Raw genomic sequence first — 24,668 nt, 5'->3', positions numbered from 1 at the left:
GGCTCCCACCGGCGGGTGAGACCACGCACCCCCGAATCGAACAAGTGTTCTAGTGTTGTCGATCCGGGGGCGGGATCCAGCGCTAGTTGCCCAGCAGCCCCTGCTCGGTGAGCCAGGTGATCGCGGCCTGCTTCGGTTCCACCTTGGCGCTGCCGGAGACCTGCTCGTTGAGCTTGATCAGCTCCTCCGTGCTCAACTTCGCGGAAATCGCATCCAGCGTCTGAACGGCCTTTGCATCAAGCTTGTCCGCGGCGGCAACCGGAACCACCTGCTGCGCCGGGAAGTTGTTCTTGGGGTCCTCCAGCACGACCAGGTCGTTGGCGGGGATCGCGGTGCTCGTGGTGAAGATGTTCGCGGCGGTGACCTTGCCATCGAGCAACGCGTCCACGGTCGCGGGGCCGCCGCCATCGGAAATCGGCTCGAACTTCGAGGGCACGAATCCGTAGTTCTTCTCCAACCCCGGCAGGCCCACGGGTCGTTTGTTGAATTCAGGGGGGCCGGCCATGACCACCTTGTCGTTGTGTGCCGCGAGGTCCTCGATGGACTTCAGCGACCACTTCTCGGCGGTGGCACGGGTGACCACCACCGCGTCCTTGTCCTCGGCCGCAGCCGGGGTGAGCATGGTCAGCTTCTTGGCCTCCAGGACCGCAGGCAATGCCGAGAGTATTGATTCGGGCGAGCTGACATCGGCCTTCTCGTCCAGTGCCAGCAGCAGGTTGCCGGTGTAGTCGGGGATCAAATCGATGGAGCCGTCCGCCAGCGCCGGGATGTAGGCCTCGCGGGTGCCGATGCGGAACTTCGTCTCAACCGTGTACCCCTTGTCCTTCAATGCCTCGGCGTAGAGGTTGCCGATGATCTCGGATTCGGTGAAATCCGCCGAGGACACGGTCAGGGTTTCGCCGGCGCCAGTCGAATTGCCCGGCGCCGGGGCCGTCGTGGGATTGGAGCATCCGCTGAGAATCAGTGAACCGGCCACCACGGAGAGGGCGGCGATAAGAGGAAGCTTCGTTCGTTTCATGTGTCAGGCCTAGTTTCGTGTCAGGTGGTTCTACCGGCGAATCCGTCCCGGATGCACGTGGCCGTCGGTAGGCGGGCTAAATCCATCGTTGCCTATGTGCAGTCCCGCAAGCAACATCCATAGGCGTCCGACGTGCGGCGTTGCTGCCGCGGAACCCTCGCCCCGCGCGTAGGCCGACCGTTCCACCGAAATCCTGCCCACTTGCCCACACAGCGGGAACCGCTCCGCCTACGCTTGCGGCGTGTGTCCCCAGACCGCGCAACCGCACCCCCTATGCTCCTTCAGCAAAAGGCACCATGAAGGCAGCACAGCGACACTCCCTCCCGGTACCCACGCCCGTATGAACGGGGATAGGCAGCGGAATTGCCGGGAGCGGAGCACCGAACCAGCCGGAAGCCAGGCAGACATGAGCAACACGCACCCCGAGGTGCTGGCACGAGCCGGCCTCACCCACATCATCGAACCCAACGACCAAACCGGAGCCGCCCTGGTGCAGGTCTCCGGGGCCGTAGAGGCCTACCGCCTCATCCGCGAACACGCCGGACCCGCCCCCGCACACGAACAGCAACAGGTCGCCGAACTGCTCGACGCCCACGGGGCCAGCCGCGCGAGCCTGCGCCTGGATGCCGGGCTCGAGCGCTGGCGCCCCCGGGGAGCGCTCGCCGACCCCGAGACTGACCTCAAGCTCATGGCAACCCTCGGGGGAGGGATCATCCACCCGGGAGACGAGAACTGGCCGCAGGGCTTCGACGCCCTCGGACTGGCAGCACCCCTCGCCCTCTGGTACCGCGGCACCGGCAACCGAAGCATCCTGCGCGACCCGGCCGGCCTGGCCGCCATCGTCGGATCACGCGACGCCACCGAATACGGGCGCACCATTACCGCCGAACTGGTCCACGGCCTCCGGGCACGCGGGATCTGCATCGTCTCCGGGGGAGCCTACGGCATCGACGCCCAGGCCCACCAGGCAGCGCTCGCCGAAGACCCGCCCACCAAGGCCCTCCCGGGCGAACCCCCGTGGCCGGCCACGATCGCCGTCATGGCGGGGGGACTGAACCGCTTCTATCCGGTCGGCAACGACGACCTGCTCAAGGCTGTCCACCGCCAGGGACTGCTCATTGCGGAGGTGGCCCCCGGGGCCACGCCCACCCGGTGGCGCTTCCTGCAACGCAACAGGTTGATCGCCGCCCTGTGTGCGGCAACGATCGTCGCCGAGGCGCGCTGGCGCTCCGGGGCGCTCAGCACCGCACGCCACGCGGCGGAAATAGGCCGCGAAGTGGGAGCCATCCCGGGGTCCGTTTTCTCCGCCAACTCCGCCGGCTGCCACCGGCTCATCCGAGAGGGCGCGGCAACCCTCATCACCGACGCCGCCGAGGCACTGGAACTACTCAAGCTCCCCGAACCCGCATCCGTCGCCCCGCAAGGCCAGCAAGCCGCCCAGGGTGAGAACGAGAAGGAGGACCAGCGGGACTACGACGGACTGCCCATCCAGGACCTGCTGCTCCTGGACGCCCTGCCCGTACGATCCCCACGCACCGCGGACCAACTCGCCGTGCTCGCGGGACTTGGCATGGGATCGATCCTCGGCGGACTCTCGCGCCTTGCCGCCCGCGGACTGGCCGAGCGCACGGGCATTGGATGGATACGCCGCTTCCCCAACGGCAGGGAACCGCAACGCGGAGCCCCCAACGCACACTGAAACACGCCAGAGAGGCAACAATCGGCGTGGCACCATTGCCCCAGCCCCTACAGGGGAGACAGTAGAGACGTGCCAGCGCCAATCGACCAAAGAACCGAAGCCCCGCCCTTGCCCGGCGAGCTCCAAAAAGCCCACGACGGCTTCATGCGATACATGGCCCTGGAACGCGAACGCAGCGAACACACCCTGCGCGCCTACGGCAGCGACATCAGCAACCTCTACGCCTACGCCATCCCGCGCGGCGCCACCACCCTGGCCGGACTCGACCTCACCCTCCTGCGCGCCTGGCTTATGACCCTGCAGGAGACGGGGCTGGCCCGCGCCACCCTGGCACGCCGCTCCGCCACCATCCGCAGCTTCCTCACCTGGGCAGTACGCGAAAACCTCATCGCCACCAACCCCGCCATCAGGCTGAAGTCACCCAAGCGCGAACAACGCCTCCCTCACATCCTGCAAAACAACCAAATCGAACGCATCTTCCAACCCCTGCCCGAACCTCCGGTCACACCGGATGCCAAGACCCCCGAGCCCACCCGCGAACAGCTCGCGCTCGCCGACCGCGACAGGCTCATCCTGGAATTGCTCTACGCCACGGCCATCCGCGTGGGGGAGCTGGTGTCGCTGGACATCAACGACATCGACATGGACCGGCGCACCCTGAGGGTGATCGGCAAGGGCAACAAGGAACGCACCGTCCCATTCGGGCAGCCTGCCCTGAACGCGGTCGATGACTGGCTGCGCCGCGCCCGGCCGGTGTTACGGAAAGATGACTCCGGACGCGCCTTGCTCCTGGGGCGCCGCGGGAGACGACTCGACGCCCGACAGGCCCGCCAGGTGGTCTCCGACGCCCTGGCGGCACTCGGGGACACCGCGGCCCGGGGGCCGCACGCACTGCGCCACAGTGCCGCCACCCACCTGCTGGACCGCGGGGCCGACTTGCGCGCCGTGCAGGAGATCCTGGGGCATTCCTCGCTGGCCACCACTCAGCTGTACACCCATGTCTCGGTCGAACGCCTCAAGGACAGCTACCAAAAGGCCCATCCGCGTGCATAATCCGAGGTCATGGTCGAAAGTCACTGGCCGAAAGCCGTATAATCGTGCACAATACTAAACAGGACCTACTGGACTTCGAATCAGGGTTGTTGACGTTGGGGAAGACGTTCCAACAGCACATCGGAGGAAAGCATGTCTGACGCACTGACCAGGGGCGTACTTTTCGTACACTCAGCCCCTTCAGCGCTGTGCCCGCACATCGAGTGGGCGATCGGTTCCGTTGTCGACCAGCGGACTGATCTGCACTGGACCGAGCAGAGCGCCGCCCCGGGCATGTCCCGGTCGGAAGTGAACTGGACCGGCAAGCCCGGCACCGGCGCACTTTTGGCGTCCGCTCTTCGCGGCTGGGCGCACCTGCGCTACGAGGTCACCGAGGAAGCCAGTCCCGGCGTCGACTCGAGCCGTTGGTCCCACACCCCCGAGCTCGGGATCTTCCACGCCACCACGGATGCCGCCGGCAACATCATGGTCAGCGAGGAACGCATCCGCTGGGCCTACGAAAAGGGCGCCGGCGATCCAGCCATCGTGTACCAGGAACTCTCCATTGCCCTGGGTGAGGCCTGGGACGAGGAACTCGAACCCTTCCGCTATGCCGCCGAGGGAGCACCCGTGCGCTGGCTGCACCAGGTCATCTGACCGTACTCACCGCTCTCAACACTTCCGGCGCAATCAACAGCAGCCCCGTGCCGGCCGGTCCATTGACCACTCCTTCCGGTCGATGAACCAACCGGTCCACTCCTCGACCCGCCGAGAAATCAACTCGTAGGGTTGTCGACCCGATTGCGCACCGTCAAAGGTGCATCGATACAGACTTAACGACAAAGCGCCGGGGCCCGAAGTTTTCACTTCGGGCCCCGGTGCTTTGGTGCTGCAGGCCGAAGCCTGCGGGCACATTAGACGCTGCGGATGGCCACCACGGCGTTGTGTCCGCCGAAGCCAAACGAGTTGTTCAGGACCACGATGGAACCCTCGGGCAATTCTCGCGGAGTGCCGACAACGACATCCAACGGGATTTCCGGATCCTGGTTTTCCAGGTTGATGGTCACCGGTGCCTTACGGTGGTAGACCGCCAGGACCGAGAGAACCGATTCAACGGCGCCCGAGGCACCCAGCAGGTGGCCCATCTGCGACTTGGTGGCGGAAACGCACACGTTGTCCAGATGGCTTCCCAGGGCTGCGCGCAGGGCCGTGTACTCCGGCTTGTCGCCCACCGGGGTCGAGGTGGCGTGTGCGTTGACGTGGACAACGTCCTCGGGCTGGATGCGGCCGTCAAACATCGCTGCCTTCAGGGCGCGGGTGGCGCCCAGGCCCTCCGGGTCCGGTGCCGTGATGTGGTACGCGTCGGCGGTCACCGACGTGCCGGCAAGCTCGGCGTAGATGGTGGCACCGCGGGCAATGGCGTGCTCCTCCGCCTCGAGGACCAGGGCTCCTGCGCCTTCGCCCATGACGAAGCCGTCTCGACTGATGTCGTACGGGCGCGATGCGTGCTCCGGGTCGTCATTGCGCTTGGACAGCGCCTGCATGGCGGCGAACGAGGCCATCGGCATCGGGTGGATTGCGGCTTCCGCGCCGCCGCACACAACCACGTCCGCCTTGCCCGAACGAATCAGCTCAAGTCCAATGTGCATGGCCTCGGTGCCCGAGGCACAGGCCGACACGGGGGTGTGCGCGCCGGCACGCGCGCCCAGGTCAAGGGAGACAGCAGCGGCCGGGCCATTTGGCATCAGCATGGGAACTGTCATCGGCAATACGCGGCGAGGACCCTTTTCCTTCAGGGTGTCCCAGGCGTCAAGCAGGGTCCACACGCCACCGATGCCGGTGGCGAAGGCGACAGCCAGGCGATCGTGGTCGACGGTTTCAATCCCGGAGTCCCTCCAGGCTTCGCGCGCGGCAACCACGGCGAACTGGGTGGAGGGGTCCATGCGCTTCATTTCAACGCGGGAGAGCACCTCGGAGGCCGGGTTGGAGGCCTTGGCGGCAAACGTCACCGGAAGGTTGTAGGTTTCAACCCACTCATCGGTCAGCGTGTGGGCGCCCGAAACACCCTTGAGGGCATTGGCCCACAGGGTCGGGACGTCCCCGCCGATGGGGGTGGTGGCACCAAGGCCGGTGATAACAACTTTGCGAGCCATGTTGAAACTCTCTACTGGTTGGGGCGAAACGACTAGCGAAGCTAGCGCGCGATCCAAGCGTCGGGCCGTGGCCAAATGGACGGTATCCGGATTGAATCGAAAATCTGGGGATCGGTTACGAAACCGGCAAAGCGGGTTGGCTGGCGAGTGGTTGCCAACCGGAAAACATGAAGGTGGAAGCGATGCTCCCCTTGAAACGCGAACCCGTGAGGGAACCTGTTTCAAGGGGATGCATCATTACCAGGCTTAGACCTGCGCGCCGGCGATGAAGTTCACTGCATCTGCAACGGTCTTAAGGTTCTTGACCTCTTCGTCCGGGATCTTCACGTCGAACTTTTCTTCGGCGTTGACGACAATGGTCATCATCGAGATGGAGTCGATGTCCAGGTCCTCGGTGAAGGACTTGTCCATTTCAACTGCTTCGGTCTCCAGACCGGTCTCTTCGTTGACGATCTCGGCCAAGCCGGCCAGAATCTCTTCGTTGCTAGCCATGATGGCTCCTTTTCTGTGTTTGCCGGTAACAAGCCCGACGACTATGCAGACCACAGGTGTGCGGTCCGAATGATGGGTTGTATCCCTGGGAGTAAAGCCTAGGGCAGGACAACGACCTGTGCGCCAAAGACAAGCCCGGCGCCAAACCCGATTTGCAGCGCGAGGCCGCCGGAAAGCTCGGGGTTTTCCTTGAGCATCCGGTCCATGGCCATCGGGATCGAGGCCGCGGAGGTGTTTCCGGCGTAGGCGATGTCGCGTGCGACAACCACGGTTTCCGGAAGCTTCAGCTGCTTGACCATCTCGTCGATGATGCGCATGTTGGCCTGGTGCGGAATGAAGGCGACGAGGTCCTCGGCGGTGATGCCGGCCTTCTCCAGGGCGAGCTTGGCCATCTTGGCCATTTCCCAGACGGCCCAGCGGAACACGGTCTGGCCGTCCTGGCGCAGGGTCGGCCACAGCTGTGCCTCGGTGGCTGCCATCAGGGAGGCGCCTTCGGGAGAGGACTCGGCCTGCAGGACAGCATCGCGCAGGTCCAGCTGCGAGTGCGTCATGCTGATGGCGCCCCACTTCGAGCCGTCAGAACCCCAGACCGAGGGGGAGATGCCAGGGATGTCGCTCGGGCCGATGACAACGGCGCCGGCGCCGTCGCCCAGCAGGAAGGAGATCGTGCGCTCGTGGTTGTCGATGTAGTCCGAGAGCTTCTCGGCACCGATGACCAGCACGTACTCGGCCATGCCCGAGCGAACCAGGGCGTCGCCCTGGGCCACGCCGTAGCAGTAGCCCGCGCAGGCCGCGGAGATGTCAAAGGCAGGAGCCGGGGTGGCGCCAATGCGGTCGGCCAAGGCGGCGGCTGCCGACGGCGTTGCGTGCGGGAAGGTCACCGTCGAGACGATGACGGCGCCGAGCTGGCTGGCCTCAATGCCTGCGGACTTCAGGGCTTCGCGTGCAGCTCCCTCGGCCATGTCCAGCAGCGAGGTCTCTGCCCCGGCGCGGGCACGGGTCACGATGCCGGTGCGCTGCTGGATCCACTCGTCCGAGGAGTCGATCCACTGGCACACGTCGTCGTTGGTGACGATGACGTCGGGACGGAAGGAACCCACGCCGTGGATGCGGCTGAATTCGCGCGCGGTGGTTTGGTTCATCACTGCAGTCATGATTCGGGAACTTCCTATGCTTGGGTGTGTTCGAGTACGAAGGCGCGTGCCGCTTCGAGGTCTTCGGGGGACTTCAACGCCAAGGTCGGGATGCCCTTCAGGCCGCGACGGGCCAGACCCACCAGCGTTCCTGCCGGTGGAAGCTCGATGATTCCGGTGACCCCTTGCGCGGCAAGCTGCTCCATGCACAGGTCCCAGCGGACCGGGCGCGAGACCTGGGCGACCAGCGAGGCAAGGTTTGCTTCGCCGCCGGCCACGGCCTGGCCGTCGTAGTTGGACAGCAGCGTGGTGGCCGGGTCCTTGGCCTCCAGCGTTGCGGAAAGATCCTGGAGCACCTGCACAGCCGGGGCCATGTGGTGCGTGTGGAAGGCGCCTGCAACCTTGAGCGGAATCACCCGTGCCTTGGCCGGGGGATTGGCGGCAAGGCCCTCGATTTGCTCCAGCGTGCCGGCGGCAACGATCTGTCCGCCGCCGTTTGCGTTGGCCGGGGTCAGCCCGGCGGCGCGGATTGAGGCGTTGACTTCTTCGGCGTCTCCGCCCAGGACCGCGGCCATGCCGGTCGGGGTGGCGGCCGCCGCCAGAGCCATGGCGTTTGCGCGCTCACGCACGAAAACCATCGCGTCCTGCTCGGACAGTGCACCTGCCAGCGCGGTGGCGGTGATTTCGCCGACGGAGTGTCCGGCCAGGACCGCGTTCGCCGGGAGCGTGTCCCCGAAGAGGGCTCGCGCGGCAATGAGTCCGGCGGCCACGATCAGCGGCTGGGCCACCGCAGTGTCCTTGATGGTTTCTTCATCCGACACCGTCCCATGGGCGGTCAGGTCGCGCTCCGTAATGGCGGAAAGTTCTGCCAGGTGTTCGGAAACACCGGGGACCTCAAGCCATGGAGAAAGGAATCCGGGGGTCTGGGAGCCCTGTCCAGGGCACACGATTGCTAGCACTATTCCAGCTTTCCAAAGAAGTCGGTCGCGGCGGCTGATTTCACCCACCGACTTGACGGCATGGTTTTGTATGAATCCTACAAGGAGTTCGGAGCCTTCCGCGGCAACGAGGACCGCGTTTCGGGCAAGTTTTCCGTTGTTTCGGCGTCCAGTCGACCCACAACCAACGCGGTTTGCAGCACGAACGCTTCGCGCGGAACCAGGGGATCCCAGCCCGTCACATCGCAGACCCTTTTAAGTCTATAGCGCACTGTGTTGGCATGGACGAACAGCTCCCGGGCCGTCCCCTCCAGCGAGTGTCCCAGCGACAGGTAGCTCGAAAGTGTCTCGATCAGCCCGTTTCCGGCCTTGATCAGCGGGTTGTAGATCCCTGCCACCAGCGCCTCGCGGGCCTCGGAGTCGTTGTTCATGACGCGTTCCGGCCACAGGTCATCGGCATCCACGGGACGCGGCGCCAACGGCCAGGCCCTGGCCGCGGCGATGGCGGCGAAGGCGGCCTTGGCGCTGGCGGAGGCCTCCTTGAGTGTGGGGGCCAACGGGCTGTAGACCACCGGGCCGTCGCCGAAGAACGTCGCGAGCCGGTCCAGACCGGCCCTGTCTGCTTCCACGCCGCCGAGCATCAGGATGGCCCGTTCACCGTGGACGCCGACCAGCGAGTCGCGGGCATAGCGGGCGGCGGCACGCCGGAGTTCGCTGACGAATCCGACCTGCGAGGATGCAGGCGTGGCACCGATCATCACCAGGATGTTTTCGTGCGATTTCCAGCCCACGGCGGCAAGCCTGGAGCGGAGCGAATCCTGGGACTCGCCGCGCATCACGGCATCCACCACCAGTGCCTCGAGCCGCGAATCCCAGGCGCCACGGGTCTCCGCCGCACGGGCGTACACGTCGGCCGCAGCGAAGGCGACCTCCCGCGAGTAGCGCAGGACCGCCTCGCGCAATTGCGTGTGTTCGGATTCCGGGGCAATGTCCGGGACCTGGGATTCGACCACCTCAACGATGGTGCGGATCAGTTGGAGGGCCTTTTGCAGGCTGATGGATCGTGTCAGTTCGGTGGGTGCCGCGCCGAAGACGTCGTTGAGCACCCACTGGGGGGAGGTGGTGGGCCGTTCGTACCAGGAGACGAAGGAAGCGATGCCCTTTTGGGCCACCAGGCCAAGCGCCGCACGTTCCTCGGGGCGCAGCCCGCGATACCAGGGAAGGGACTGGTCCAGGTGCTTCAAGGCCACGGTGGAAAGCACGCCCAGGTGCTGCTTGAGCCGTTTGAGGGTTTCCGGGCTGGCCTTGGCTTGCCGGAAGGGCCGGATCCGCTGTGCAGGATTCGACGTTTGCTCATCACTCATAGAACGAGCATACGCATCATCGCGCCGGTGAACTATTTTGTAGAGTTCACACAACGAAGGACGGTGCACCCGCCATGCCGATGCCCCGTGAGCAAGGGCACGGCCGGCAATTTGGACGGGCACAATTCTCGATGCACACGAAAACAACGGTGGCGCGGATTCCCGTACTGGGGAATCCGCGCCACCGCTGCTACTCAGTGGTTATCCGTGGCTAGGCGTCGCCGCCCGCGTTGCCGCTGGTGCCTGCGGTAACGTCGTCCAGCTTGTACTTGGCAAAGGCGGCGGCCGGTACCGAGGCGTCGACCTCTCCGCGCTTGGCCAGCATCTGCAGCGTGCGAACTACCACCGAGTGCGCGTCGATCTTGTAGAAGCGACGAGCGGCGGCGCGGGTGTCGGAGAAACCGAATCCGTCGGCGCCCAGGGTGGCGAATTCATTGGGTACGAACTGGCGGATCTGGTCCGGCACGGCCTTCATGTAGTCGGTCACCGCAACGATCGGGCCGGTGGCCCCTGCCAGCTGCTGAGCCACGAAGGGCACACGCGGTTCGGCGGTCGGGTCGAGGAACGACTGCTCCTCGCACTCCAGGCCGTCGCGACGCAGCTCGTTCCAGGAAGTCACGGACCAAACGTCGGCCGACACTCCCCATTCCTCGGCAAGGATGCGCTGGGCATCGATGGTCCACGGCACCGCCACGCCGGAGGCGAGCAGCTGGGCCCGCGGTCCGTCGACGGTGGCAGGGGAGACCTGGTAGATGCCGCCGAGCACGCCGGCAACGTCGAGGTTCTCCGGCTCCTTGGGCTGCTGGTAGGGCTCGTTGTAGATCGTGATGTAGTACATCACGTTCGGATCCTCATGCTTGCCGCCGTACATGCGCTCCAGGCCGGCCTTCATGATGTGGCCGATCTCATACCCATAGGCCGGGTCATAGGTGACGACAGCCGGGTTGGTGGAGGCGAGGATCGGGGAGTGGCCATCAGCGTGCTGCAGGCCCTCACCGGTCAGCGTGGTGCGACCTGCGGTGGCGCCCATGATGAACCCGCGGGTCATCTGGTCGCCGGCTGCCCAGAAGGCATCGCCGGTGCGCTGGAAGCCGAACATCGAGTAGAACACGTAGATCGGGATCAGCGGTTCGTCGTGCGTGGCGTAGGCGGTGCCCGCGGCCGTGAACGCCGCAACGGCGCCGGCCTCGTTGATGCCCGGGTGGATCAGCTGTCCGAGCGGGGATTCCTTGTAGGCCAGGACCAGTTCGCGGTCCACCGACAGGTAGTTCTGTCCGTCCGGGTTGTAGATCTTCGCGGTCGGGAAGAACGAGTCCATGCCGAAGGTGCGGGACTCATCGGGAACGATCGGCACAACGCGCTTGCCGAAGTCCTTGTCGCGCATCAGGTCCTTGAGCAGACGGACGAAGGCCATGGTGGTGGCTGCCTGCTGCTTGCCCGAGCCGCGGGCGGCGACCTCATAGGCCTTGTCCTCCGGCAGGTGGATTTCCTTGGACTTGGTCCGGCGCGAAGGCACCGCACCGCCCAGGGCCTCGCGGCGTTCCATCATGTACTTGTACTCGGCCGAGTCCTGCTCCGGACGGTAGTACGGGGGCAGATACGGGTCGGCTTCTAGCTGCTCGTCCGTGATGGGGATGCGCAGGTGGTCGCGGAAGGCCTTGAGGTCCCCGAGCGTCATCTTCTTCATCTGGTGCGTGGCGTTGCGCGCCTCGAAGTGCGGGCCCAGGCCGTAGCCCTTGACGGTCTTGGTCAGGATGACCGTCGGCTTGCCCTTGAACTCGGTGGCCGCCTTGTAGGCCGCGTAGACCTTGTGGTAATCGTGGCCGCCGCGCTTCAGGTTCCAGATTTCCTCGTCGGTCAAATCCGCAACCATTTCCTTGGTCTGCGGGGACTTTCCGAAGAAGTGCTCGCGGACGAAGGCGCCGTTTTCGGCCTTGTAGGTCTGGTAGTCGCCGTCCGGGGTCTGGTTCATGATGTCGACCAGCGAGTTGTCGGTGTCGGCATCGAGCAGGGCATCCCACTCGCGGCCCCAGACGACCTTGATGACGTTCCAGCCCGCGCCGCGGAAGAATGCCTCAAGTTCCTGCATGATCTTGCCGTTGCCGCGCACCGGTCCGTCGAGGCGCTGCAGGTTGCAGTTGACCACGAAGGTGAGGTTGTCGAGCTTCTCGTTGGCTGCAAGCTGCAACAGGCCGCGCGATTCCGGCTCGTCCATTTCGCCGTCGCCCAGGAACGCCCAGACGTGCTGGTCGGAGGTGTCCTTGATGCCGCGGTTTTGCAGGTAGCGGTTGGACTGCGCCTGGTAGATCGCGTTCATCGGGCCAATGCCCATGGACACGGTCGGGAATTCCCAGAAGTCCGGCAGGGAGCGAGGGTGCGGGTAGGACGGCAGTGCATGTCCCTCGCGGGACTTCTCCTGACGGAAGCCGTCCATGTCCTCTTCGCTCAAGCGGCCTTCGAGGAAGGCGCGAGCGTACATGCCGGGGGAGGCATGGCCCTGGAAGAAGACCTGGTCTCCTCCGCCCGGGTGGGTCTTGCCGCGGAAGAAGTGGTTGAAGCCCACTTCATACAGGGTCGCCGCGCCGGCGTAGGTGGAAATATGTCCACCGACTCCAACGCCGGGGCGCTGGCCGCGGTGCACCATGACCGCTGCGTTCCAGCGCATGTACGCACGGTAACGACGTTCAACCTGTTCGTCGCCCGGGAATTCTGGTTCCTGATCCACCGGAATGGTGTTCACGTAGTCGGTCGTGGTGACCATGGGGACGCCCACGCTCTTGGCGCCGGCGCGCTGCAGCAGTGAACGAACAATGTACTGGGCACGCTCGGTGCCCTGGGTTTCGACCAGATCATCGAAGGACTCAATCCATTCGGCGGTCTCCTCCGGATCCCGGTCAGGCAACTGGCTAGTCAAGCCGCTGCGGATGTGAGAAATGTGTTCCTCTACAGCCACGTCCATCTTCTCCTCGTTATGGGGTACAGCGGGGACTGCGGAAAGAGCGCTAGATTGCATGCCTCTAATCCGCAGTGGCGGTGCAAGCGCCAAAGTTGTGGCCCGTTCCCCAAGGGTGGTTGGTCGCGGACCGCCGGTTACACTCTAATGCGCATGACGACACAAAACGTATCTGGGCACTACACATGCGACGTTATGGAGTGACACAGTCAATGTGCCGATAGCCGAAAGCAGGTCGAAGTCATCACTATTTCGGCGTGTTGAAGCCTCTGCGCTTGATGGGAGCGCAAAAAGGGTGTTTGGTTGTAACCAGACGCTATACAGCAGCAGGAGGAGTGACGTGAGCGACGCCGCAACGGCAAAGCACGAAGCCGCACAGAAAATGGGCTTCAAGGACGGGGACCTGATCCAGGAACTCGGGTACGACGACGATGTGGACTTTGATCTGCGCGATTCCCTTGAGGACGCCGTAGGTTCAGAACTACTGACAGAGGAAGACCACGAGGTTGTGGACGGAATCGTCTATTGGTGGCGCGCCGACGACGGGGATCTTATTGATGCCCTGGTCGATTCGCTGATCAACCTGGATGAAAAGGGGGTTGTATGGCTCCTGACCCCGAAACCGGGTCGAGATGGCCATGTGTCACCCGCTTCGATCCAGGCGGATGCGCCCACCGCAGGCCTCCACGTCACAAACACTGAAGGTGTTTCGGAGGATTGGTCGGCCACTCGACTTGTTGCGCGCCGCAAGAACTAGCGCGGTGGAATCATCACAACCGGCAGCGGGGAGCACATCCCCGGTGTCTCGGGCCGGTCAAACGGCCCCGGGCTTTGCCCTTCCCAACCAGCACGGTGAACTCATCGAGTCCCGGGCCTTGGGGGAGCAGGCCTACTTCCTGGTTTTCTACCCGTTCGCGTTTTCCGCGGTCTGCGGGTCGGAACTTGAAGAGCTGGAAAAGGTTCGCGAGGAATTTGCCGCCCAAAGCACCCGCATCATGGGTGTTTCGGTGGATCACAAATACGCCCTGCGCACTTACGCGGACCAAGCCCATTTCGGGTTTGATCTTTTGGCCGATTTTTGGCCGCACGGCGCCGTAGCAAAGAGCTATGGCGCATTCAATACCGAGTCCGGCGCGGCAACGCGGCATACGTTCCTCATTCAGCAGGGACGTGTGGTGGATTCGTTTAGTTCACCCATCCATCAGGCGCGCGCCATCGCGCGCTACCGAGAGGCGATGGACCTACTCACCTCATAGTTGTCGAAGAATCTTTGCGTCTATTCGATAGCTCGGGCGGGTACGTTGCCACAGTCTTACTTCTTGTCACGAACACTTCCGGCGGATTTGCAACCAAACGAATTCAGTAGTGCCAAGGGCCTTTAGCTCAGCTGGTAGAGCGTCACGTTTACACCGTGAATGTCATCGGTTCGATCCCGGTAGGGCCCACCAATACGTCACCCACCGTCCAATTGGTTCCAGGTTCCAGGTTCCCAACGAAGGACGAACCTCGGGCCGGCCCATGGAAGAATCGGCCGATTTCCCACTGGCAACCTGGAGAAGCCCGCGGAACTACCCCACGGGTAGATGGAATATTGCCAAGCGCGTCACCAGCACCAACCGCCAAGGAAAACGACGCGGTGGCTGAAGAGCCGTTCTAGATCCAACACGGGAGAACCGACTGCCGCGGCACGTTCCTTCGTACGCCACGGATGCCTGTTTCACCGCACGAACCGTCTGGTCCAACCTGCTTGAGCCCACCCCTGAGCCTTCGGCTGCCCGGCGTGGAGGCCGATGCGGCCGACGCAGCGCCAACGGCGTGGGAAGCCTGAGGCAGGGCATTGGGCCAGGGCGCGAAAGGAAGTGATCCTCGCAACAAATCACGCTATTCTGACGTCAATGTGCCTCCCGTGTTACGCGATCCATTCATGCTCAAGGGTTCCCTGTCCACGGAATGAGACACTCTTCGCGGCCCTTTTCTGGTTTGACCATTGGCAAATAGGGCCTGCCCCCATGAACACGAGGAGTAGCAATGTCACACGCACCCAGCGAAGCGACGATGGCTGAAATCACGAAGCTGATCGGCTTCGACACCACGAGCCGGGACAGCAACCTGCCCTTGATTGACTACGTTGTCGGGCGCCTGGAAGCCCTCGGCATCGAATCGACCCTGGTCCACAATGCCGAAGGCACCAAGGCCAACCTCCTGGCCACCATCCCCGCAGTCGACGGCACCCGCACCGGCGGCATCGTGCTCTCGGGACACACGGACGTCGTTCCGGTCGACGGCCAGGTGTGGAGCAGCGACCCGTTCGTCCCCGAGATCCGGGACGGCAAGCTGTACGCCCGTGGCACCAGCGACATGAAGTCCTTCATCGCCGTGATCATGGCCCAGCTGGAGACGCTCGCCCAAGCCCCGCTGCGTGAACCGATCCACCTTGCTTTCTCCTATGACGAGGAAGTCGGTTGCATTGGCGCCGTCGGCCTGGTCGCGGCCATCGCCGAAGCCGGGCTGAACCCCCGCGGCTGCATCGTGGGGGAACCCACGAGCATGCGCGTGGTCCGAGGCCACAAGTCGGTAAACGTCATCCGCGTCGACTTCCACGGAGTCGCGGCCCACTCGTCCCTGACCACGCAGGGCGTCAACGCCATTTCCGCTGCGGCCGAGTTCACCCGGTTCGTCCACTCCACGGCCCGGGAATTCACGCAGGACGGACCCTTCGACGCGGCGTTCATCGTCCCGCACACCACCACCACGGTCAACAAGATCGAGGGCGGCATCGCCATCAACACGATCCCGGCCGACTGCACCCTCCATTTCGAGTTCCGTTCGATTGCTGCCGATGACCCCGTGGAACTGATCGAGCGCTTCCGCGCCGAGGCCAAGCGCATCGAGTCGGCCATGCAGCAGCAAAACACGGACGCGCACGTCGAATTCGAGGTCCTGGCCAAGACGCCTGGCCTGGACACGCCGGAAGACGCCGAAATTGTTGCCCTGGCCGCCGAGTTGGGCGGCACCGCAAGCCCGGACAAGGCCACCTACGGCACCGAGGCAGGACTGTTCTTCAACGCAGGCATCCCCACGGTGGTCTGCGGCCCCGGCGACATCGCCCAGGCTCACGCCCCGGACGAATTCATCACCCTTGACCAGATCGCCCAGTGCGAACGGTTCATCGAGAAGCTCATCGAGACGCTGCGCGCCTGACCGCACCGCAACACCAGCCACCGACATCAACCAACCCCCAAAGAAGAAAACATGGCCAACACCCAAGTGGTCACCAAGGCGCAGATCTCGGCTGCCAGAAAGGCAGTGGTCAGCAGTTCTATCGGTGCCGCCCTGGAATGGTTCGACATCATCGTCTATGCGACCTTCGCCGTGGTCATCGCAGAGAACTTCTACCCTGAGTCCAATGGGACATTCGGTCTTGTACTCACCTTCGCGACCTTTGCGCTCTCGTACGTGATCAGGCCGCTCGGCGGGGTGATCCTGGGAAGCTATGCCGACCGCAAGGGCCGGAAGAACGCGCTGACATTGACCTTGATGCTGATGATGCTAGGTACGCTCATCATGGCGCTGGCTCCGACCTATGCCCAGGTTGGCGTGTGGGGAGCGGTGATCATCCTCATCTCGCGCTTGATCCAGGGCTTCTCCGCCGGCGGCGAGTTCGGCACGGCAACGGCATTCCTCATTGAAACCGCGCCCAACAAGAAGGCGTTCTACTCCTCGTGGCAGGTTGCCAGCCAGGGCGCATCCATGTTGCTGGCCTCGGCCTTCGGCTACGGGCTGACCCAGTGGCTCTCCAAGGAGGACCTGTACAGCTGGGGGTGGCGCGTGCCGTTCTTCGTCGGCCTGCTGATCGGCCCGGTCGGTCTCTACATCCGCGCCAAGCTCGATGAGACCGAGGAATTCATGCAAAGCGAGAAGGAGCATGCCCCGCTTAAGACCCTGGTGGTCAACCACTACGGCCGGTTGCTGGCGGGGGCGGCGGTCATCGGCGTGGCCACCATTTCGGTTTACATGATCCTGTACATGCCGACCTTTGCCGTGAAGAACCTTGGCATTCCGGCCACTGCCGCGTTCCTCGGCGGCGTGGTTGCCGGCTTGATCGTGTTGGTCGGGGTTCCGTTCGTCGGGCACTTGGCGGACCGGGTCGGTCCGGCCAGGGTGATGACGTATGCCGCCGTCGGTGCCCTGCTGCTGGCCTGGCCACTGTTCAAGCTCATGGTCAGCAACCCGACCGTGCCTGTCATGGTGGTTGTCATTGCACTGCTCGGGGTGATCATGGCCTTCTACTTCGGCCCGCTGCCGGCCTTGCTGTCGTCATTGTTCCCGGCAGCCATCCGTGGAACCGGGCTTGCCGTCACCTACAACGTCGGCGTCACCCTGCTTGGCGGCATCGCTCCACTCGTGCTCACGTGGCTGCTGAGCATCACGGGTTCCCTGAACGCGCCGAGCCTCTATTACATGGCCATCGCGGTCATCTCGCTGGTGGGACTGTATTTCGTGCGTAAGCGCTACTTGCAGGCATAGCCAACGGGCCCGGCCGCCGGAACATCCCTCGGGAACCGTCCGGCGGCCTTCGGCCCAAGCTGGCCTGGAACGGAAAATCTGCTCGACCTTGAGCGGCGATTTGCCAAGTCAGGGAAGTATGTATTAGATTATCTACTTGTTGCAACGCACTCGTTCGGAAATTTTCGGGGAAAGTGGTTGTTTCAGGGGCCTTTAGCTCAGCTGGTAGAGCGTCACGTTTACACCGTGAATGTCATCGGTTCGATCCCGGTAGGGCCCACAAGCAAGATCCCTCGGGGGAATAGACGAAAGTCGATTCCCCCGAGGGATCTTTTCGTTATGCAGAACACCTCGAGCCGGTCAAGAGCACGGATCGGTGGCCAAGGCCGGAACGCCGAAGTGCTTCGTGGCCCCGATCCACGTTGGGGCCACGAAGCACTTGCTATCTCTTCGGGGGAGCGGGCTATCCGCCGGTAATGTCCTTGGCGGCGTCCTTTACATGTTCGCCGGCCTGCTTGGCCTTTGCCGCGGCCTGGTCCTTGATGCCTTGGGCCTGCAACTGTTCGTTATCCGTGGCGTCGCCAAGCTTTTCCTTGGCCTGGCCAGCGACTTCCTGTGCCTTGTTGCTGATCTTGTCTCCGAGTCCCATGGTGGAATTCCCTTCGTTGATCTTGCCTGGACCCTTCCCACGCTAGGAAGCGGACCTTGGAATTGGCTGGGAAGTGCGGGAAAGCGGTCGGAATATCGCCTCCGTGGTCCTCGTTCAGGGCGGCGCATCCGCATGTTGGCGGCGATTTCACCCTGCTGGGACTACCGCCAAAGTTTGTAGGAAAACGGCCGGTTGACACCCGCGGGCACGAGACCTAGTCTGTATAAATCAGATTTATGTTGGGCATCACGTTGTTATGTCGGACATTACTTCCGGATCCACGATGGAGTGACGATGAACAGCCTTGCCAACCCGCCCATGGTCGTTATGGGCGTTTCCGGATGCGGAAAATCAACGGTGGGCAATATGCTGGCCCAGGCGATCGGCTCGACATTTATTGACGGTGACGATCTTCACCCGGTGTCCAACAAGGAGAAGATGGCTGCCGGCCGCCCGCTCGATGACACCGACCGGGAGCCGTGGCTCGCAACCATTGGAGATGCGCTGCACAGTAGTTCCGAAAGCGGCTCCCCTGCGATCATCGCGTGTTCCGCACTCAAGCGCAGCTATCGCGACCTGCTGCGCGCCCACGAGCCGGCCACCGTCTTCATCCACCTGCGCGGCGCAGCCGACCTCATCCAGAATCGGCTCGACGAGCGCAGCCATGAATACATGCCCTCGACCCTGCTCACCTCGCAATTGAACACGCTCGAGGCCATCGAAGCCGACGAATCCGCCATCGAAGTCGATGTCAGCCAGACCCCCGAAGATATTGTGGCCCTCGTGGCCAAGAGTTTGAACGACCGCTAGCATCCGGAACCTCCCGGTTCCATTCCATCACCCGACACCCTTACACCTCCGAAGGACAATGATGACCGAAGAGCTAGTCATGAACTGGACGCTGGGCACACCCGCGCTCCTCTCCATTGCCGTGGGCGCAATCCTGCTGCTGCTTCTGTTCATAATCAAATGGCGCATCCATGCATTCGTCGCACTGGTCGTCATCTCGCTGCTGACCGCCGTGGCCACGGGCATCCCGGTGGCAGCGGTAATCCCCACCCTCACCGGCGGATTCGGCGGCACGCTGGCCTCCGTTGCCCTGCTGGTCGGCCTGGGCGCCATGCTCGGGCGGATGCTCGAGACCAGTGGCGGAGCCGAGGTGCTCACGAATGCGTTGATCAACAAGTTCGGTGAGAAGCGCGCACCGCTGGCCCTGTCCATCGCCTCGCTGCTCTTCGGCTTCCCGATCTTCTTCGACGCCGGCCTGGTTGTCATGCTCCCGATCATCTTCACCGTGGCACGCCGCCTCGGCGGGTCGTTCCTGGGCTACGCCTTCCCTGCTGCCACCGCTTTCTCCGTCATGCACATCTTCGTGCCGCCGCACCCGGGCCCGGTTGCCGCCTCCGGCCTGCTTGAGGCCAACGTCGGACTGGTGCTGCTGCTGGGCCTCGTCGTGGCCCTTCCGACCTGGTTCTTCGCCGGGCACCTCTACGGCAAGTACGTGGGCCGCAAGTTCAACATCGCCATCCCTGACATCTTGGCCGGCACCGAGCAGGAACAGCACGACTTCGCCTCCAAGCCGAAGCTGGGCACCGTCGTAACCCTGTTGCTCCTGCCGCTGGTCCTGATCTTCATGAACACCGGACTGAACACCCTGGCCTCCGCCGGGCTCGTGGACAAGGACGCCCAGTGGGTCCAGATCCTGCGACTGGTCGGCGAAACCCCGGTCGCCCTGCTGATCACCGTGCTGCTGGGCATGTACCTGCTGGGATACAAGCAGAACAAGGACAAGACGCTCATCGAGACCGTCGTTGACTCGGCCCTGGGCCCGGTCTGCTCGATCATCCTGATCACCGGCGCCGGCGGCATGTTCGGTGCCGTGCTGCGCGCCAGCGGCATCGGCGACGCCGTGGCCGACTCCCTCGACACGCTCGGCCTGCCGATCATTGTCGCCGGCTTCATCATCGCCGCCGTGGTGCGCGTCGCCCAGGGTTCGGCCACCGTCGCCCTGACCACCGCCGCCGCCATCGTCCAGCCCGTCGTGGTGGGCAACGCCGATTTGAACCAGATCGAGGTCGTGGCCATCGTGCTGGCACTTGCGGCGGGCTCCGTCTTCGCCGGCCACGTCAACGACTCCGGCTTCTGGCTGGTCAGCCGGTTCTTCGGCATGGACGTCAAAACCACGCTGAAGGTCTGGACCGTGGGGCAGGCCCTGGTCGGCGTCATCGGCTTCGCCCTCGCGTACCTTATCTACGCCGTCGCCGCGGCGTTCTAGTTCCGCACCGCTTCGTAAACCACCAAGAAAAGGAAAGCCCATGGGCAGCAACCTCTTTGACCTCACCGGGCGCATCGCGCTGGTCACCGGATCCTCGCGCGGCATCGGGCGGGAACTTGCCGCCGGCCTCGCCGACGCAGGCGCCACCATCGTGCTGCACGGACGCGATGCCGAGCGCCTGGCGGCAACCACCGCCGAGTTCGAGGCACGCTACGGAGCCGAGCGCATTTTCTCCTACGCCTTCGACGTGACCGACGCGGCCTCGGTGGCGGCAAACATCGCCGCCATCGAGGCCGAGGTCGGCCCGCTGCGCATCCTGGTGAACAATGCAGGGATCCAGCACCGCGTGCCGATGCTGGAGCTGGATGTCGCGGACTGGCAGCGCGTGCTTGACACCAACCTGACCAGCGCATTCCTGGTGGGCCGCGAGGCAGCCCGGGGCATGCTGGCCCGTGGGGAAGGCAAGATCATCAACATCTGCTCCGTGCAGACCGATCTGGCCCGCCCCACCATCTCCGCCTACACCGCGGCCAAGGGCGGGCTGCGCAACCTGACCCGCGCCATGACGGCCGAGTGGGCGTCCGGCGGGCTGCAGATCAACGGCATCGCCCCTGGCTACATCCACACCGAGATGACGCAGAACCTGGTGGACGATCAGAAGTTCAACTCCTGGATCCTGGGCCGCACCCCGGCCGGGCGCTGGGGCACCGTGGCCGACCTGGCCGGACCCGCCGTCTGGCTGGCCTCGGACGGCTCGAACTACGTCAATGGCCAGACGATCTTCATCGACGGAGGCATGACAGTTGTCGTCTAACACCATTGCCACAGCCGTCATCGCCCACGCCGCGGGGGACCTGCGCGTCGAGACCATCCCGGTGGCCGCCCCGGCGGCCGACGAGGCGCAGATCGCCATCGCCTACGGCGGCATCTGTGGCTCGGACCTCCATTACTGGAGCCACGGGGCCGCGGGGGAATCCATCCTCAAGGCACCGATGATCCTGGGCCACGAAATCGTCGGCACGGTCCTGGCCGCGGCGGCGGATGGAACCGGCCCCGCGGAAGGCACCCGCATCGCCGTGCACCCCGCCACCCCCGGCGGAACCGGCGCGCGCTACCCCGAGGAGAGGCCCAACCTGTCCCCGGGCTGCACCTACCTGGGCTCGGCGGCACGCTACCCGCACACCGAGGGCGCGTTTGCCACTTGCGTTAACCTGCCGGCGCGCATGCTGCGCGAGGTGCCCGCCGGGCTTTCGCTGCGCGATGCCGCACTGGCCGAACCCGCGGCGGTGGCCTGGCACGCGGTCTCCCGCGCCGGCGAGGTTGCGGGCAAGCGCGTCATGGTCATCGGCGCCGGACCCATCGGGGCCCTGGCGGTTGCGGTGCTCAGGCGCGCCGGTGCCGCCGAAATCATCGCGGTGGACATGTTCGAGCGTCCGCTGCAAATCGCCACGGCGGCCGGGGCGACCGGCACCCTGAAGGCCGACGACGTGGAGTCGATCGCCGCCATCGAGGCCGACGTGGTCATCGAGGCCAGCGGCAACCACCGCGGCCTGGCCTCGGCCGTCCGCGGCGCGGTGCGCGGCGGACGCATCGTCATGGTCGGCCTGTTGCCTTCGGGCGAGCAGCCGGCCCTGATCTCGCTGGCCATCACCCGGGAGCTTGAGCTGGTCGGATCGTTCCGCTTCAACGACGAGATCGACCACGTTCTCGCCGCGTTGGCCGATGGCTCGCTCGATGTCTCGGCCATCGTCACCCACGAGTTCGGCGTCGACGATGCACTGGAAGCCTTCGCCGTGGCGAAGAACTCCGCGGAATCGGGCAAGGTCCTGCTGAAGTTCTAGCCGCAGGGATCCGTCCGGCAAGAAATCGCGGAACACCTGCAAAATGCCAAGGCGCTGCCCCGGTTCCCGAAAGGGAGACCGGGGCAGCGCCTTCGGTATGTGGGGCCACGTGGTCAATGGCCGCTTCGAAGCGGACCGCCGGGGCCTTGCTACGCCTGCGGCTGCGGGAAGAGCCGCGGCCTGTCGGCCCACACGCCGCAGATTTCCTGGTTGGTGCGGCGCATGATCAGCTCCATGGATTCCCGTGCCCGGTGCGGCTCATGGGCGGAAATCGCATCGGCGACCGCCTGGTGCCAGGCCAGCGCCTCCTCGTGGGGGTGTTCGGGCATCAGCCCGAGTTCGGTGCGGCCGCGCAGCGTCTCGCCGATCGGATTGGCCAGGTTCGCAAACATCTCGTTGCCCGAGGCCGCCAGCACCAGCGCGTGGAAGCGGATGTCCAACTCCAGGAACGCCTCCAGGTCCCCGGAGCGGCCGGCATGGCGCATCCGGGCCGCCAGGTTCAGCAACTCGCCGCAAAATTCGGGCGGCGCATGCTCGGCCGCGAGTTCGGCGGCCATGGGTTCGACGGCAACCCGCAACTCGGTGAGGGAACGCAATTGCGCGCCCTGCCCGTCGCCCGCCAGGCGCCAGCGGATCACCAGCGGGTCAAACGGGTTCCAGTGTTCGGCGGCCAACACCCGGATCCCGACCCGCTTGGTGGAAACCACCAGCCCGGCCGAGGCCAGCACGCGGACGGCCTCGCGGATAACCGAACGTGAGACGCCCAGTTCGCTCTCCAGCTCGGCGGCCAGGATCACTTCGCCGGCGGGTATGGATCCGTCGACGATGCGGCTTCCGACATGGTCGACCGCTTGTTGGTGCAGGCTATTGGGCATGAGCCAATCCTATCGGCAAACAACCACGCAAAGTTCCCAGTGAACACGCAAAAAAGCACGTGTTTCCGGTGCAACTTATGGCAACGAAGCGTGTTCTTCTGGCAATGCACACGCCTGACAAACTAAAGTGGATAGAAGTCACGGAGCCGTGCCCGGCGCTCCTTCGTGCCGGTATATCCCCGGCCCAGCAAAATCGCAACGATGGAGACTTCATGCCTGCACAGATTGGCGTCACCGGCCTAGCCGTCATGGGCGCAAACCTCGCCCGGAACTTCGCCCGCAACGGATACACCGTGGCGCTGCACAACCGCTCGGTCGCCAAGACCGACGCGCTGCTGGCGGCCCACGGCGACGAGGGCGACTTCATCCGCACCGAGACCCTGGCAGAACTGGTCCAGAACCTCGAGACCCCGCGCCGCGTGTTGATCATGGTCAAGGCCGGCGGCCCTGTCGACTCGGTCATCGACTCGCTCGTCCCGCTGCTGGATGAGGGCGACATCATCATCGACGGCGGCAACTCCAACTTCGTTGACACCCGCCGCCGCGAGTCCGCGCTGGCGACCAAGGGCCTGCACTTCGTGGGCGTCGGCGTTTCCGGCGGCGAGGAGGGCGCCCTGCTTGGCCCCTCGATCATGCCCGGCGGTTCCAAGGAGTCCTACGACGCCCTGGGCCCGATGCTGGAAAAGATCTCAGCCAAGGCCATCGACGGCGCCCCGTGCTGCGCCTGGATCTCCACCGACGGTGCCGGCCACTTCGTGAAGATGGTCCACAACGGCATCGAGTACGCCGACATGCAGGTCATCGGCGAGGCTTACGACCTGCTGCGCACCGGCGCCGGAATCGAGCCGGCCGCCCAGGCGCAGATCTTCGAGGAGTGGAACAAGGGCGAGCTCGCCTCCTTCCTCATCGAGATCACCGCCGAGGTGCTGGCCCACACGGACGCGAAGACCGGGGCGCCGCTGGTCGATGTGATCGTCGACTCCGCCGGCCAGAAGGGCACCGGCCGCTGGACCGTGCAGTCAGCCCTGGACCTGGGCTCCCCGACCTCGGCCATCGCCGAGTCCGTGTTTGCCCGCGGCCTGTCCTCGCAGCGCGAGATGCGCGCCATCGGCCAGGAGGTCCTGGTGGGCCACGAGGTCGCCGTGGACCTGGGCGAGAACTTCGTGGAGGACGTGCGCCAGGCGCTCTTCGCCTCCAAGCTGGTCTCCTACGCGCAGGGCCTGGACATGCTGACCAGCGCCGGCAAGGAATACAACTGGGACCTGAAGCTCGACGAGATCGCCTCGCTGTGGCGCGAGGGATGCATCATCCGCGCGGCACTGCTGGCGGATATCACCAAGGCCTACGCCGCGGAGCAGAAGCCTGCAAACCTGCTCTTCGCCCCGGCATTCTCCGAGGCCATCGCAGCCGCGGTTCCGGCCTGGCGCCGCGTGGTATCCACCGCCGTCCAGCTGGGCGTGCCGGTTCCGGTGTTCTCCTCCTCGCTGGCCTACTACGACGGCCTGCGCCGCAAGCGCCTGCCGGCAGCACTGACCCAGGGCCTGCGCGACCTCTTCGGTGCGCACACCTACAACCGCGTCGACACCGAAGGCTCATTCCACACCCAGTGGAGCGGCGACAAGACCGAAATCGAAGCCGAAGACACCCACTAGTCTTCACCTCGCTTCACCCCAGAAGGTGGCGTCCCCGGAAATGCCAACGGCCGGCAGCTCCCAGAATATCCGGGAAGTGCCGGCCGCA

At 64.7% G+C, this 24,668-nt stretch carries 21 protein-coding genes and 2 tRNA genes; 14 read left to right on the top strand and 9 right to left on the bottom strand.

The annotated features are described in order from the left end of the window. Positions 1 to 82: 82 nt before the first annotated feature. On the bottom strand, positions 83 to 1,018 hold the full coding sequence (locus ACLQ7E_RS02475) for a glycine betaine ABC transporter substrate-binding protein (protein WP_411730965.1): 936 nt from the start codon (positions 1,016 to 1,018) through the stop codon (positions 83 to 85). A gap of 406 nt (positions 1,019 to 1,424) precedes the next feature. Between ACLQ7E_RS02475 and ACLQ7E_RS02470 the strand changes: the two genes are divergently transcribed. The 3 genes from ACLQ7E_RS02470 (at position 1,425) to ACLQ7E_RS02460 (ending at position 4,406) form a co-directional block, all read left to right on the top strand. Further along, a complete protein-coding gene (locus tag ACLQ7E_RS02470; protein WP_411730964.1) occupies positions 1,425 to 2,717 on the top strand; it encodes a DNA-processing protein DprA in 1,293 nt (430 codons plus the stop codon). A 144-nt stretch (positions 2,718 to 2,861) separates the two neighbouring features. After that, complete coding sequence (locus tag ACLQ7E_RS02465) at positions 2,862 to 3,770, top strand: tyrosine-type recombinase/integrase (RefSeq protein ID WP_411730984.1); 909 nt, start codon at positions 2,862 to 2,864, stop codon at positions 3,768 to 3,770. 132 nt (positions 3,771 to 3,902) lie between these two features. Further along, on the top strand, positions 3,903 to 4,406 hold the full coding sequence (locus ACLQ7E_RS02460; protein ID WP_407610053.1) for a DUF3145 domain-containing protein: 504 nt from the start codon (positions 3,903 to 3,905) through the stop codon (positions 4,404 to 4,406). 257 nt (positions 4,407 to 4,663) lie between these two features. On the opposite strand, the gene ACLQ7E_RS02455 is transcribed toward ACLQ7E_RS02460, so the two are convergent. From ACLQ7E_RS02455 to aceE, 6 genes are all read right to left on the bottom strand, one after another. Next, entirely contained in the window at positions 4,664 to 5,902 is a 1,239-nt protein-coding gene (locus ACLQ7E_RS02455; protein ID WP_411730963.1) for a beta-ketoacyl-[acyl-carrier-protein] synthase family protein, read from the bottom strand. A gap of 246 nt (positions 5,903 to 6,148) precedes the next feature. Further along, complete coding sequence (locus tag ACLQ7E_RS02450) at positions 6,149 to 6,394, bottom strand: acyl carrier protein (RefSeq protein ID WP_217388104.1); 246 nt, start codon at positions 6,392 to 6,394, stop codon at positions 6,149 to 6,151. A 98-nt stretch (positions 6,395 to 6,492) separates the two neighbouring features. Further along, entirely contained in the window at positions 6,493 to 7,548 is a 1,056-nt protein-coding gene (locus ACLQ7E_RS02445) for a beta-ketoacyl-ACP synthase III (RefSeq protein ID WP_411730962.1), read from the bottom strand. Between the two features lie 14 nt (positions 7,549 to 7,562). Continuing rightward, on the bottom strand, positions 7,563 to 8,486 hold the full coding sequence (locus ACLQ7E_RS02440) for an ACP S-malonyltransferase (protein WP_411730961.1): 924 nt from the start codon (positions 8,484 to 8,486) through the stop codon (positions 7,563 to 7,565). A 77-nt stretch (positions 8,487 to 8,563) separates the two neighbouring features. Then, on the bottom strand, positions 8,564 to 9,829 hold the full coding sequence (locus ACLQ7E_RS02435) for a PucR family transcriptional regulator (protein WP_411730960.1): 1,266 nt from the start codon (positions 9,827 to 9,829) through the stop codon (positions 8,564 to 8,566). 211 nt (positions 9,830 to 10,040) lie between these two features. Beyond that, entirely contained in the window at positions 10,041 to 12,788 is a 2,748-nt protein-coding gene (aceE, locus tag ACLQ7E_RS02430) for a pyruvate dehydrogenase (acetyl-transferring), homodimeric type (protein WP_411730959.1), read from the bottom strand. A gap of 376 nt (positions 12,789 to 13,164) precedes the next feature. On the opposite strand from aceE, the gene ACLQ7E_RS02425 reads away from it, so the two are divergent. From ACLQ7E_RS02425 to ACLQ7E_RS02400, 6 genes are all read left to right on the top strand, one after another. Then, a complete protein-coding gene (locus tag ACLQ7E_RS02425) occupies positions 13,165 to 13,539 on the top strand; it encodes a DUF3052 domain-containing protein (RefSeq protein ID WP_411730983.1) in 375 nt (124 codons plus the stop codon). Continuing rightward, positions 13,421 to 14,038 (top strand): redoxin domain-containing protein, encoded by a 618-nt coding sequence (locus tag ACLQ7E_RS02420; protein WP_411730958.1) that lies wholly within the window; start codon positions 13,421 to 13,423, stop codon positions 14,036 to 14,038. The genes ACLQ7E_RS02425 and ACLQ7E_RS02420 overlap by 119 nt, the downstream gene beginning before the upstream one ends. Positions 14,039 to 14,154: 116 nt before the next feature. Continuing rightward, positions 14,155 to 14,230 (top strand) — tRNA-Val (locus tag ACLQ7E_RS02415). Between the two features lie 580 nt (positions 14,231 to 14,810). Next, positions 14,811 to 15,983: an acetylornithine deacetylase gene (gene argE / locus ACLQ7E_RS02410; RefSeq protein ID WP_411730957.1), complete on the top strand. Its 1,173-nt coding sequence runs from the start codon at positions 14,811 to 14,813 to the stop codon at positions 15,981 to 15,983. 51 nt (positions 15,984 to 16,034) lie between these two features. Continuing rightward, positions 16,035 to 17,309 carry an MFS transporter gene (locus tag ACLQ7E_RS02405; protein ID WP_411730955.1) on the top strand — a complete coding sequence of 425 codons (1,275 nt, stop codon included), beginning with the start codon at positions 16,035 to 16,037 and terminating at the stop codon, positions 17,307 to 17,309. Positions 17,310 to 17,495: 186 nt separating this feature from the next. After that, positions 17,496 to 17,568, top strand: a tRNA-Val gene (locus ACLQ7E_RS02400). Positions 17,569 to 17,751: 183 nt separating this feature from the next. On the opposite strand, the gene ACLQ7E_RS02395 is transcribed toward ACLQ7E_RS02400, so the two are convergent. Continuing rightward, positions 17,752 to 17,937, bottom strand: coding sequence for a CsbD family protein (locus ACLQ7E_RS02395; protein WP_411730954.1), 186 nt, complete (start codon positions 17,935 to 17,937; stop codon positions 17,752 to 17,754). Between the two features lie 294 nt (positions 17,938 to 18,231). Here ACLQ7E_RS02395 and ACLQ7E_RS02390 point away from each other — a divergent pair, with 294 nt between their 5' ends. The 4 genes from ACLQ7E_RS02390 (at position 18,232) to ACLQ7E_RS02375 (ending at position 22,053) form a co-directional block, all read left to right on the top strand. Next, on the top strand, positions 18,232 to 18,747 hold the full coding sequence (locus ACLQ7E_RS02390) for a gluconokinase (RefSeq protein WP_411730953.1): 516 nt from the start codon (positions 18,232 to 18,234) through the stop codon (positions 18,745 to 18,747). Between the two features lie 61 nt (positions 18,748 to 18,808). Next, positions 18,809 to 20,212: a GntP family permease gene (locus ACLQ7E_RS02385; RefSeq protein ID WP_411730952.1), complete on the top strand. Its 1,404-nt coding sequence runs from the start codon at positions 18,809 to 18,811 to the stop codon at positions 20,210 to 20,212. Positions 20,213 to 20,252: 40 nt separating this feature from the next. Beyond that, the gene (locus ACLQ7E_RS02380) at positions 20,253 to 21,026 is read left to right on the top strand and encodes an SDR family oxidoreductase (RefSeq protein WP_411730951.1); all 774 of its coding nucleotides are present in this window, start codon (positions 20,253 to 20,255) and stop codon (positions 21,024 to 21,026) included. Further along, positions 21,016 to 22,053: an L-idonate 5-dehydrogenase gene (locus ACLQ7E_RS02375; RefSeq protein WP_411730950.1), complete on the top strand. Its 1,038-nt coding sequence runs from the start codon at positions 21,016 to 21,018 to the stop codon at positions 22,051 to 22,053. The genes ACLQ7E_RS02380 and ACLQ7E_RS02375 overlap by 11 nt, the downstream gene beginning before the upstream one ends. 149 nt (positions 22,054 to 22,202) lie before the next feature. Here ACLQ7E_RS02375 and ACLQ7E_RS02370 read toward each other — a convergent pair whose 3' ends face one another. Continuing rightward, a complete protein-coding gene (locus ACLQ7E_RS02370; protein ID WP_411730948.1) occupies positions 22,203 to 22,928 on the bottom strand; it encodes a FadR/GntR family transcriptional regulator in 726 nt (241 codons plus the stop codon). A gap of 212 nt (positions 22,929 to 23,140) precedes the next feature. On the opposite strand from ACLQ7E_RS02370, the gene gndA reads away from it, so the two are divergent. Continuing rightward, entirely contained in the window at positions 23,141 to 24,580 is a 1,440-nt protein-coding gene (gene gndA, locus ACLQ7E_RS02365; protein ID WP_411730947.1) for an NADP-dependent phosphogluconate dehydrogenase, read from the top strand. Positions 24,581 to 24,668 lie beyond the last annotated feature (88 nt).

It is taken from the genome of Paeniglutamicibacter sp., assembly GCF_046714615.1.
GTDB lineage: Bacteria > Actinomycetota > Actinomycetes > Actinomycetales > Micrococcaceae > Paeniglutamicibacter.
Note: the sequence above shows the minus strand (reverse complement) of the source record. Positions and strands in the feature narration are given on the sequence as shown.

Bases quoted from the DNA above. Each gene is read 5' to 3' on its own strand.
- ACLQ7E_RS02385 (WP_411730952.1), top strand. From the start codon at position 18,809: ATGACCGAAGAGCTAGTCATGAACTGGACGCTGGGCACACCCGCGCTC.
- ACLQ7E_RS02465 (WP_411730984.1), top strand. From the start codon at position 2,862: ATGCGATACATGGCCCTGGAACGCGAACGCAGCGAACACACCCTGCGC.
- ACLQ7E_RS02405 (WP_411730955.1), top strand. From the start codon at position 16,035: ATGGCCAACACCCAAGTGGTCACCAAGGCGCAGATCTCGGCTGCCAGA.
- ACLQ7E_RS02460 (WP_407610053.1), top strand. From the start codon at position 3,903: ATGTCTGACGCACTGACCAGGGGCGTACTTTTCGTACACTCAGCCCCT.
- gndA (WP_411730947.1), top strand. From the start codon at position 23,141: ATGCCTGCACAGATTGGCGTCACCGGCCTAGCCGTCATGGGCGCAAAC.
- ACLQ7E_RS02445 (WP_411730962.1), bottom strand. From the start codon at position 7,548: ATGACTGCAGTGATGAACCAAACCACCGCGCGCGAATTCAGCCGCATC.
- argE (WP_411730957.1), top strand. From the start codon at position 14,811: ATGTCACACGCACCCAGCGAAGCGACGATGGCTGAAATCACGAAGCTG.
- ACLQ7E_RS02420 (WP_411730958.1), top strand. From the start codon at position 13,421: ATGTGTCACCCGCTTCGATCCAGGCGGATGCGCCCACCGCAGGCCTCC.
- ACLQ7E_RS02395 (WP_411730954.1), bottom strand. From the start codon at position 17,937: ATGGGACTCGGAGACAAGATCAGCAACAAGGCACAGGAAGTCGCTGGC.
- ACLQ7E_RS02470 (WP_411730964.1), top strand. From the start codon at position 1,425: ATGAGCAACACGCACCCCGAGGTGCTGGCACGAGCCGGCCTCACCCAC.
- ACLQ7E_RS02370 (WP_411730948.1), bottom strand. From the start codon at position 22,928: ATGCCCAATAGCCTGCACCAACAAGCGGTCGACCATGTCGGAAGCCGC.
- ACLQ7E_RS02425 (WP_411730983.1), top strand. From the start codon at position 13,165: ATGGGCTTCAAGGACGGGGACCTGATCCAGGAACTCGGGTACGACGAC.
- ACLQ7E_RS02455 (WP_411730963.1), bottom strand. From the start codon at position 5,902: ATGGCTCGCAAAGTTGTTATCACCGGCCTTGGTGCCACCACCCCCATC.
- ACLQ7E_RS02450 (WP_217388104.1), bottom strand. From the start codon at position 6,394: ATGGCTAGCAACGAAGAGATTCTGGCCGGCTTGGCCGAGATCGTCAAC.
- ACLQ7E_RS02475 (WP_411730965.1), bottom strand. From the start codon at position 1,018: ATGAAACGAACGAAGCTTCCTCTTATCGCCGCCCTCTCCGTGGTGGCC.
- ACLQ7E_RS02435 (WP_411730960.1), bottom strand. From the start codon at position 9,829: ATGAGTGATGAGCAAACGTCGAATCCTGCACAGCGGATCCGGCCCTTC.
- ACLQ7E_RS02380 (WP_411730951.1), top strand. From the start codon at position 20,253: ATGGGCAGCAACCTCTTTGACCTCACCGGGCGCATCGCGCTGGTCACC.
- ACLQ7E_RS02390 (WP_411730953.1), top strand. From the start codon at position 18,232: ATGAACAGCCTTGCCAACCCGCCCATGGTCGTTATGGGCGTTTCCGGA.
- aceE (WP_411730959.1), bottom strand. From the start codon at position 12,788: ATGGACGTGGCTGTAGAGGAACACATTTCTCACATCCGCAGCGGCTTG.